The sequence below is a fragment of the Porphyromonas sp. HMSC065F10 genome (genome assembly GCF_001808555.1).
In the GTDB taxonomy this organism is placed as follows: domain Bacteria; phylum Bacteroidota; class Bacteroidia; order Bacteroidales; family Porphyromonadaceae; genus Porphyromonas_A.
Window position 1 is genome coordinate 48,463 of sequence record NZ_KV793791.1, and the last position, 10,419, is coordinate 58,881.

Consider the following 10,419-nt stretch of genomic DNA (forward strand, 5'->3'; position numbering starts at 1 on the left):
CTAAGTTCGTTAGTGTATGTTATAATGTATGTAATCTACTTCGGTTAGGCTTTCTCGCACCTCTCAGTCATGAGTCGGCTTGAGGACTACCTGCCATTTCGGTACAAAGGTAGTAAATAAAATCTTATTTCATCGAAACCGATGTCACTCCACCCCGACAGGACGCTGATCTGGTGAGGTCAGAGCACTCCTCCTTCGAGACTTATACCTCTCTCCGCCTCAGGATCTCTGCTCTCAGGATCGCATCGCGGAGGGTCCGACTCCGGTCCTCGGTGTCGAAGAGCTCGCTCCCAAGGCACCCCTCCGGCTCGTTAGCCGCAGAGTGAGAGAGGTGCTCCATCTCATCCTGACGCCGCCGTAGGATATACTCGCTCGGCCTAAGCGTGCTGTGGTAGTCTCTCATCCGCATCGTCGTATCGGTGGAGGCCGGGGTCATCGCAGGTTCTCTCATCTCGTCCACGACCTGAGGCACCGGAGGCATCTGCTTGGCCCGCTTCCTCCGCTGAGGCTTCTCGGGCTCTGCCGCTGGCTTTAGGAGTTCGCTCAGCACCTGCCGGAGATCACCTGGCTCCTCCTCACCCCCCTTATCCTCGCCCCTCATCTTACCACGAGTCGGCTTTCCCGTCCTCGCCCGATCGCGCTTCGGAGAGGAGAGGAGCTTGCTTACTACGATGAGAGCGACGATGATCAGTAGATTGTGCATTGTCTCAGGTGCTTCTAAGTCAGTGATTGTGATCCAAATTTAAGCAAATAAGCGACACCATCCACCTTTCCTCCCTATGCGTCTGATGCCAAAAGGGAGGGATGGTTTAAGCCCCCCACCCTTTTTCGTACCTTTGCGGTCGCTAAAGAGACGCTATAAGATGCAGACAACGAAATACCTATACTTAGAGACTTACGGTTGCCAGATGAACGTCGCTGACTCCGAGGTGATACGCGCTGTGATGCAGACCATAGGGTACGAGATGACTGAGGAGATCGACCAGGCCGATGCGATCTTCCTCAATACCTGCTCTGTGCGAGAGAATGCGGAGCAGAAGATCTATACCCGCATCTCCCAGCTGAGAGCTCTGCGGGAGAGACTCGCCCGCCCCATCGTCATCGGTGTGCTGGGCTGTATGGCAGAGAATGTGAGGGAGGCACTCATCACCGAGCACCACGCCGACCTGGTCGCCGGGCCAGACTCCTACCAGGATCTGCCCAATCTCGTCAGCGCCGCCGAGGCGGGTGAGCCGGCAGTCAATGTCACCCTCTCCCGCTCCGAGACCTACGCCGACATCGTGCCAGTGAAGCTCCCCGGTGTCCACATCTCGGGATATCTATCTATCATGAGGGGGTGTGACCAATTCTGCACCTACTGCATCGTCCCCTACACTCGAGGGCGCGAGCGGAGCCGGGAGGTGGAGAGCATCCTCTCCGAGCTCGACATGATGCGGGAGATGGGCTACCGGGAGGTGGTGCTCCTCGGACAGACGGTTGACGCCTACTCCTACACGGACGAGGCGGGAGTGACGACCGACTTCCCACGTCTCCTCAGTAGGGTTGCCGAGCAGGCCCCTGAGATGCGCATCCGCTTCACGTCACCCAATCCTATGGACATGACCGATGAGACGCTCCACGCCATGGCAGCGCATCCCAATATCTGTCGCCACATCCACCTACCCCTCCAGAGTGGATCCGATGCCGTGCTCAAGCGGATGCGCCGCGGGTATGACGTCGCTCAGTACAAGAGGCGGGTGGAGGCGATCCACCGGATCCTCCCCGACTGTGCCATCACCACCGATATGATCACCGGCTTCTGTGGCGAGACGGAGGAGGACTTCCGCGAGACCCTTGAGCTGATGGAGTGGGTCCCCTTCGACAGTGCCTATATGTTCTACTACTCGGAGCGCCCCGGCACCTACGCCGCCAAGTACCTCGCCGATGATGTGCCGGAGGAGGTCAAGATCGACCGGCTCAATCGTATGATCAACCTGCAGCGACGACTCTCCGAGGAGTCGAATAGGCGCCAGATCGGACTGGAGGTGGAGGTGCTCGTGGAGGGCTTCTCCAAGCGGTCCCGAGCCCAGCTCTCCGGCCGCACCTCGCAGGATAAGGTGGTGGTCTTTGACAAAAAGGAGGGCATACACTTCGGTGACACGGTCCGCTGCCACATCGATGACGTCACCAGCGCCACCCTCCTCGGGCACCTCGTCTGACCGACCGGTATACCATATAATATAGAGAATGTTGCACGAAGTGCCATTCTCGCACATTTGTTTCAAATGTGCTGAGACTTTGCACGAAGGATGAGATGCAAGGCGCTGAGGATGAGGTCGAAGGGAGCGTACTCACGTACGTGACCGAGACCGAATTCCGAAAGCAACGCAGCAGATCGCCTTCGTGCAACAGTCTCATATAAGGAGATCTGACCCACGATGCGATCAGATCTCCTTTTTTTATGGAAGACCTTTGCAAAAAGGTCTTTCGCCGAAAAAGCACCGCTTTTTAGGCAGGAAGTTTGCAGAATACCTCAGATGCAAGGAACTGAGAGTGAGGGCGAGGGGAGTGTGCTTACGCACATAACCAAGCCCGAATCTCGAATGTGACGCCACAGATGGGGTATTATGCAAAGGTCTCTATGGATAAAAGAGGCTCGCCTCCTATCTCACTCCTCCGAGTCCTTCTCTCGACGACGAGGGCGGAAAGAGCGGGGACGCTCCTCCCGATCACCATAGCGTCGAGGCCGACGCTCATGGCGATCATCATCGCCTAATTTTGCCCGGAATGCAGGCTGCCTGTCGTCTCTGCGGTCAGAGCGACGATGGCGGAAACCCTCCCCACCGGGACGGCGCTCAAAGCGACGCGGACGATCCTCTGACTGCTCGCCATCCCGATCTCTATACGGGCGGCGCTCAAAGCGATGTGGACGATCCTCCGACTGCTCACCATCCCGATCCCTATACGGACGGCGCTCGAAGCGACGTGGACGATCCTCCGACTGCTCGCCATCCCGATCTCTATACGGGCGGCGCTCGAAGCGACGTGGACGATCCTCTAACCGCTCACCATCACCAGCGGGACGCTTGCCATAGGGCTTGCCACTCCTATGTGGACGACGCTCCCGGTCGCTGTCAAAGGTCTGATCATCCTTACGGTAACCAGTCATCGACCGACGGAAGTCCTCCTGCTCTCTGTAGAATGAGCCACGCTCCTCTACCGGCGTCAGCTCACCCGCATCTGACAGCTCCTGGAGATGCTCGTCACGCTTCCCGGCAAAGAGCTCGTAGCCACGCAGCTCACACGGGATCGATCCGTTGTACAGCTCCTGCCTTACAGACTGCTTCAGCCCCACGGCGTCAAAGCCCTCCTGACCCGAGGAGATGATCCACGCCTTCCAGCCCGAGAAGGCGTGCTTAAGCGTCGAGCCGATAGAGCCATACAGCCCCTCGACCGACTCAGGGCGCATACGCTCCCCATACGGCGGATTCATCACGATAAGTCCTGTATCAGCAGGTCGGCTGTCGAGCGTATAGGCATCAATAGGGCAGACATTGAGGTCAATGTACTTCTGCACGCCGGCACGCTGGATATTCGCCCGAGCGATAGCGATCGCCTTGGGATTGATGTCCGATCCATAGATCTTATGCTTCGGCTCCACCTCGTCCCACTCCTCAAGCACCTCATCGAGTAGCGCCCGGTCAAAGTCGAGCCACCGCTCAAAGGCAAAGTGATCCCTGAAGATACCCGGTGGCACGTGGGCCGCCATCAGCGCCGCCTCGGTCAGGAAGGTCCCCGAGCCACACATCGGGTCCAGCAGCACACAGCTGTCATCCCATCCGGCACGCATCAGGATCCCCGCTGCCAGCACCTCACTGATCGGTGCCGGTCCCTGCGCCACCCGGTAGCCCCGCTTATGGAGCGACTCCCCGGAGGAGTCAAGCGCCAGCGTCACCACCGTGTCAGCGATATGGACGTGAAAGCGCACGTCCGGATCCGAGACAGCCACATTGGGGCGACGATCGGCATGCTCCCGGAAGAAGTCCGACACCGCATCCTTAGCGCGGTAAGCGACAAACTTACTGTGGGTGAAGACATCCGAGTAGACCACCGTATCGAAGGCGAAAGAGCTATTGGGCTCCAGGAAGTCTCCCCAGTTGACATCATTATGCAGATGCTCATAGAGCTCGTCCGCATTCGTAGCCTCAAATTGATCAATCGGGACCAGCACCCTCAGGGCGGTGCGCAGGTGGACATTGGCTTTGTAGAGAAGGCGCTTATCGCCCTTAAAAGCAACCATTCGTCGCCCAGGCTTAATATCAGATGCGCCCAGGGCTTCCAGCTCTTTACAGAGGATATCCTCCAGACCCGCCATCGTCTTGGCGAGCATATCGAAGGTGCCCTCGGTATGACTTACACTCATCAAATAAGTATTCTATATTAATAGTCCGACAAAGGTACAAAGAATTGCCTGCTTTCTATCATCCACGCAAGCCCCACTCATGGGAGACTGTTGCACGAAGGCGATCTGCTGCGTTGCTTTCGGAATTCGGTCTCGGTCACGTACGTGAGTACGCTCCTTTCGGTCTCATCCTCAGCGCCTTGCATCTCATCCTTCGTGCAAAGTCTCAGCACATTTGAAACAAATGTGCGAGAATGGCACTTCGTGCAACACTCTCCATGGGGGCTGCATTTCTATCATTTCATAAAGATTGGTAAGTTTGTGGGTGAGGGTGGAGGGAGTATCATCCGGGATATAAATCAAAGACATCATACAACTTCGGCAATGAAAGATTTTCTCAAAATGGTGGGCGCATCCTGTCTGGGATTTGTGCTGGCCAATGTGGTAGTCATCATCCTCTCGATGCTGATCCTCGGGGCGATGATCGGTGGGATCACCGACCTGATCAAGAGCAACAAGACCAAGACGGAGACCACCCTCTCCTCCGGCAGCGTCCTGCTGCTCGACCCTGTGGGCGAGATAGCAGACACCTCCACGGACGACGCCTTCAGTTCGTTCCGTGCTTTCGGTGGTGATGGTGACCAAAAGAGCTACACCCTCCCGGAGATCGTCCGCGCCATCGAGGAGGCACGGACCAGCCCCAAGGTGGATGCCATCGTGCTGAGGTTGGACCAGTGCTTCATGAGCTTTGACACCGCACAGGCGATCCGTGATGCGCTGCTGCGCTTCAAGGAGGGAGGCAAGCCGATCTATGCGTATGGGAAGGCCTTTACCCTCGGCAATTACTACATCTCCTCCGTGGCAGATAAGATCTACGCCGGACCGGAGGCGATGATTGCGCTGTCGGGACTGAGCTCGCAGATCCCCTTCTACACCGGTCTCCTGCAGAAGCTCGGGGTGAAGTTTCAGATCTTCAAGGTCGGTACCTTCAAGAGCGCCGTCGAGCCCTACATGCTCGACCATATGAGTGAGGCCAATAGGCTCCAGACGCAGACTTTCTTGGACGGTCTCTGGCAGGGGACCGTGAGCGAGATGGCCGAGGCACGTGGGATCGATGAGGCGGTCTTCCACCGCTATGCCGATGAGGGCCTCTTCATGAGCCGCATCGATACCGCCTTAGTGTACGGACTGGTCGACTCGCTCGTCTACGAGACCGACATCGAGCAGGTGCTCGCCTCCAAGATCTACGAGGATGAGTATGCTGACGAACTGGACGAGGTGCGGGCTAATCTTGTGCTCAATGCACGCAAGCCGGTCAAGTCGATCAATAAGATCGCCGTCGTCTACGCCGAGGGCAATATTGTGGATGGTCGTCCGTCCAGCGACAACCCCTTCGCAACGCAGTCCAAGCTGATCGACCAGCGCATCGCTGACAAGCTCCACGAGATCGCCGATGACGATGACATCGATGCGGTCGTCCTGCGCGTCAACTCCGGTGGTGGCTCCGCCTCCCAGTCGGAGCTGATCTGTCGCGAGGTGATCCGTCTCAAGGAGCAGAAGCCGATCGTCGTCTCCATGGGAGGCATGGCCGCCTCGGGCGGGTACTACATCTCGTCCAATGCGAGCGAGATCATCGCCGGTCCCTACACGCTGACCGGCTCGATCGGCATCTTCGGGATGTTCCCCACCTTCAAGGGCACGGCTGATAAGCTGGCACTCACCTTTGACACCGTCAAGACGAATAAGATGTCAGACTTCGGCGACGCGACGCGAGAGATGCGCCCCGAGGAGCAGGCGCTGATGCAGAAGTATGTGGAGGAGGGGTACGACCAATTCCTCACCCGCGTCTCTGAGGGGCGCGGGATGACGAAGGAGCAGGTCGACTCCATCGGTCAGGGCCGCGTATGGCTCGGGCAGGATGCCCTGCGGCTCGGTCTCGTCGATAAGCTCGGTACCCTCGAGACAGCCATCCAGGAGGCAGCCCGCCTCGCCGACCTCGATGACTACAAGGTGGTTGATATGGTGGAGAAGGAGGACTTCTGGGAGTCTCTCTTCGGCACCAGCTTAGAGACCCGCCTACGGATGATGACCGCCAGCCGGGAGGACCGACTGATGGAGTACGCCGCCCGGATGCTGGACAGCCAGATGGGTGTCCGTGCCCAGGTGCCCTACGAGCTGCAGGAGGGTCTCTGGATCAGCAAGCCACGGGAGAGCAGCCTGCTACCGTCACTGCTGCGGTAAGGACGAGGAAGAAGCATCGCTCATCGTGAGGATCGGAAGCCGCAATATCCTACTCAAGGTCCCTGCCCTACTCTATGGGTGGGGCGTGGGGGTGCGCAACTTCCTCTACGATGAGGGGATGCTCAAGGGCTATAAGTCCTCTATCCCGGTCATCTGCATCGGCAACGTCGCTGTAGGGGGGACCGGCAAGACACCTCACGTCGAGCGGGTGATCCGGATGCTCCGAGACGAGTATCGGATCGCAGTGCTGACGCGGGGCTATGGCCGCTCCGGCAAGGGTCCTGCGGTGGTCTCCGTAGACGATGATGCCTCCATGGTGGGGGATGAGCCGCTCCAGATCAAGCGGAAGTTTCCCGAGGTGATTGTCTATGTGGATGGCGATCGGAAGCGAGCCCTGCAGACCCTCGAGCAGATGCCGGTGGAGCTACGCCCCGAGGTGGTGGTGATGGACGACGGATTTCAGCACCGGGCGGTGATCCCTGCTTACAGCATCGTCCTCACAGCCTACGACCACCCATTCACACGCGACAGCTTTATGCCCTATGGTACGCTCCGCGATGCTCCCTCCTCCACAGACAGGGCGGAGTCGATCATCGTCACCCACACCCCGGACGACTGCAAGCCGATCGACCTAAGGATGATGATGGGCGAGCTTCCGCTCAAGGACTACCAGGATGTCTACTTCAGCCGTCCCGTGTATGGCGCAGTGACTCCTCTCTTTGACACCGATCAGCCCGGCCCGGCCCCGACCCCGGAGTCACGCGTCTCCGCTGTCGCAGGCATCGCCGACCCGGAGCACTTCTTCGACAAGGTACGGGAGCTCTACCCGGAGACGGAGGAGCTGATCGTCTACGACGACCACCACAGCTACGACGAGGATGACCTGGAGGAGCTCAGGGAGCTGATCCGGGAGCCGGACTGCTATCTCATCACCACGGAGAAGGATGGGATGCGGCTCCTGAGCCACGCTGACCACCTCACGCCCGAGGAGCGTAGCCGGATCCTCTACCTCCCGATCGAGGTGAGCCTCTCACCCAAGCAGGAGCGGCGCTTCCGGGAGCGACTGCAGCGGGCGATCAAGAATAATGGACTCCACCTCTGACCCCACTCACACCCCCTTTTTACCCATGTCTACGACCATTCGGATAGTGAATAAGAGCGGACACCCGCTCCCCACCCACGCCACCGCCGGCTCAGCAGGGCTTGACCTCCGTGCCGCTCTCGAGGAGCCGGTGACGCTGGAGCCACTCGATCGGGCGCTGATCCCGACCGGACTCTACTTCGCCATCCCGGCGGGGTACGAGGTGCAGATACGCCCCCGTAGCGGACTCGCGATGAAGCACGGCATCACGGTACTCAATACCCCCGGCACCATCGACAGCGACTACCGCGGAGAGATCCGTGTGGCGCTGATCAACCTCTCCCGTGAGCCCTTCACGATCGAGCCGGGAGAGCGGATCTGCCAGATGGTCCTGGCGCGCTACGAGCAGGTGGAGTGGGTCGAGACCGAGCAACTCGACGACACTGACAGGGGCGAGGGTGGCTTCGGTCACACCGGTCGTAACTGACAGCGAAAGACCTTTGCAAAAAGGTCTTTCGCCGAAAAAGCACCGCTTTTTCGGCAGGAAGTTTGCAGAATACCTCAGATGCAAGGAACTGAGAGTGAGGGCGAGGGGAGTGTGCTTACGCACATAACCAAGCCCGAATCTCGAATGTGACGCCACAGATGGGGTATTATGCAAAGGTCTCAGAGTAGGAGATAGTCGGGCAGTCTGGTACCCTTTTTGCATACCAAAGGATGCCGACCGCCTCTCTTGTGCGGTCACGTAAGAGACAATAGTATTTTATCGAGATATGAAGGAGAATAAGAAGCATAAGAATGACCCCCACCGGAAGGATCCGGAGGAGCAGATAGAGCAGCAGAAGACCACCCCGACAGACGACGAGACCCCCACCCCGGAGCCCAAGGATGAGGAGGAGTCGAGGGTAGACGATCTGCTCGACAAGTACGCCGAGCTGCAGGACAGCTACCTGCGACTGAGGGCGGAGTTTGATAACTACAAGAAGCGCACCCTCCGGGAGAAGTCGGACCTCATGAAGTACGGCGCCGAGCGGACCGTGGTAACGATGCTCGATGTATTGGATGACTTTGACCGCGCCATTGAGAGCATGGACCAGGCGACGGACGTCGATGCGGTGAAGGAGGGCGTGCTACTGGTGAGAGATAAGTTTATCAGCGCCCTCCGCTCCGAGGGCGTGCACGAGATGGAGGTACAGGGCGTCGACTTTGACCCCGAGCTGCACGAGGCTGTCGCCATAAGCGATGGCACGGAGGAGCAGAAGGGGAAGATCATCGACTGCGTCCTCAAGGGCTATGTGCTCAATGACAAGGTGATCCGCCATCCTAAAGTGGTGGTCGGCAAGTAAGGGATATGGCGACGAAGAGAGATTACTACGAGATACTGGGGCTCACCAAGGAGGCCTCAGCCGATGAAATCAAGAAGGCGTACCGCAAGACTGCCCTCAAGTACCACCCGGACCGCAATCCGGGCGACAAGAGTGCCGAGGAGAAGTTTAAGGAGGCCGCCGAGGCGTATAGCGTCCTGAGTGACCCGGAGAAGCGTCAGCGGTATGACCAGTTTGGCCACGCCGGTGTCGATGGTGCTGCCGGGGCGGGTGGCTTCAGTGGCGGAGGTATGTCTATGGAGGACATCTTCAGCCAGTTTGGCGATCTCTTCGGTGGCTTCGGAGGCTTTGGCGGCTTCGGTGGCTTCGGCGGAGGTGGTGGCAGCTACAGCCGTCAGATGCGCGGGTCTGACCTGCGCATAAGGGTCCACCTGACCCTCGACGAGGTGCTCAAGGGGACGACGAAGAAGCTGAAGATCAAGAAGCAGGTCCCCTGCGAGCACTGCCACGGCTCCGGTGCCGAGAGCCCGAGTGACGTCGTCACCTGCTCCACCTGCCACGGATCGGGTACCGTGATCCGCACTCAGGAGTCCTTCTTCGGTCAGATGCAGACCCAGAGCGTCTGCCCCACCTGCCACGGCACCGGCAAGGAGATCCGGAAGAAGTGCTCCCACTGCGCCGGCCAAGGGGTAAAGTCGGGCGAGGAGGTACAGGAGATCCGCGTCCCCGCCGGCGTTGAGGACGGCATGCAGATGCGCGTCCGCGGTGGTGGTAATGCAGGCCCCAACGATGGCGTGAGCGGTGACCTGATCGTCGAGTTTGCCGTCCGCCCCGACGAGCGCTTCGTGCGCCACGGCAGTGACCTGCTCTACAGCCTCCTCCTGCCGATCGACGAGGCGATCCTCGGTGGCAAGGTGATCGTGCCGACCCTCGAGGGGGATGTCAAGGTGACGATCAAGCCGGGGACCCAGCCCGGGGAGATCCTGCGACTGCGCAATAAGGGACTACCCTCCGTCGATGACGCCCGGAGGGGGGACGAGCTGATCTCGATCCAGGTACACATCCCCTCACGGCTCAGTGGCGATGACCGCAAGCTGGTGGAGCAGATGGCGACACGGTCGGCATTTCACCCCACGGAGGCGGACCGCAAGGCACACGCCGCCAAGCAGCGCAGCCGTATGGAGCTGTAAGGGAAGCCCCTTCGCCAAGCGTCAGATAATCAGCACCCGAACTAATACCGATATTAGACTCATCTAATACCGATATTAGGCTCATCTAATATCGGTATTAGTCGCGCCTAATATCGGTAAAAGAAATTTCCCTCTCCCCGTAAGGCACCAGCGCATAAGGGTGACGCACTTGAGTTTCACAGCTAAGAAGTGATAATCAGT

At 58.9% G+C, this 10,419-nt stretch carries 8 protein-coding genes; 6 read left to right on the forward strand and 2 right to left on the reverse strand.

Annotated features, from left to right (window positions below):
- Positions 1-202 precede the first annotated feature (202 nt).
- Positions 203-703 carry a hypothetical protein gene (locus HMPREF2890_RS05550; RefSeq protein ID WP_070466406.1) on the reverse strand — a complete coding sequence of 167 codons (501 nt, stop codon included), beginning with the start codon at positions 701-703 and terminating at the stop codon, positions 203-205.
- Positions 704-863: 160 nt separating this feature from the next.
- On the opposite strand from HMPREF2890_RS05550, the gene miaB reads away from it, so the two are divergent.
- Positions 864-2,198, forward strand: a complete 1,335-nt coding sequence (gene miaB, locus HMPREF2890_RS05555; protein WP_070466408.1) for a tRNA (N6-isopentenyl adenosine(37)-C2)-methylthiotransferase MiaB — start codon at positions 864-866, stop codon at positions 2,196-2,198.
- Between the two features lie 449 nt (positions 2,199-2,647).
- Here miaB and HMPREF2890_RS05560 read toward each other — a convergent pair whose 3' ends face one another.
- Positions 2,648-4,402 (reverse strand): THUMP domain-containing class I SAM-dependent RNA methyltransferase, encoded by a 1,755-nt coding sequence (locus tag HMPREF2890_RS05560; RefSeq protein WP_246825325.1) that lies wholly within the window; start codon positions 4,400-4,402, stop codon positions 2,648-2,650.
- A gap of 363 nt (positions 4,403-4,765) precedes the next feature.
- On the opposite strand from HMPREF2890_RS05560, the gene sppA reads away from it, so the two are divergent.
- The 5 genes from sppA to dnaJ all read left to right on the forward strand — a co-directional run bounded on the left by sppA (position 4,766) and on the right by dnaJ (position 10,218).
- Entirely contained in the window at positions 4,766-6,622 is a 1,857-nt protein-coding gene (gene sppA / locus HMPREF2890_RS05565; protein WP_083289830.1) for a signal peptide peptidase SppA, read from the forward strand.
- Positions 6,623-6,647: 25 nt separating this feature from the next.
- The gene (lpxK, locus tag HMPREF2890_RS05570) at positions 6,648-7,724 is read left to right on the forward strand and encodes a tetraacyldisaccharide 4'-kinase (RefSeq protein WP_070466412.1); all 1,077 of its coding nucleotides are present in this window, start codon (positions 6,648-6,650) and stop codon (positions 7,722-7,724) included.
- Positions 7,725-7,749: 25 nt separating this feature from the next.
- Positions 7,750-8,190, forward strand: a complete 441-nt coding sequence (gene dut, locus HMPREF2890_RS05575) for a dUTP diphosphatase (RefSeq protein ID WP_018106967.1) — start codon at positions 7,750-7,752, stop codon at positions 8,188-8,190.
- Between the two features lie 286 nt (positions 8,191-8,476).
- The gene (locus HMPREF2890_RS05580; RefSeq protein WP_070466414.1) at positions 8,477-9,049 is read left to right on the forward strand and encodes a nucleotide exchange factor GrpE; all 573 of its coding nucleotides are present in this window, start codon (positions 8,477-8,479) and stop codon (positions 9,047-9,049) included.
- 5 nt (positions 9,050-9,054) lie between these two features.
- A complete protein-coding gene (gene dnaJ / locus HMPREF2890_RS05585; RefSeq protein WP_070466416.1) occupies positions 9,055-10,218 on the forward strand; it encodes a molecular chaperone DnaJ in 1,164 nt (387 codons plus the stop codon).
- The last annotated feature ends 201 nt before the right edge of the window (positions 10,219-10,419 follow it).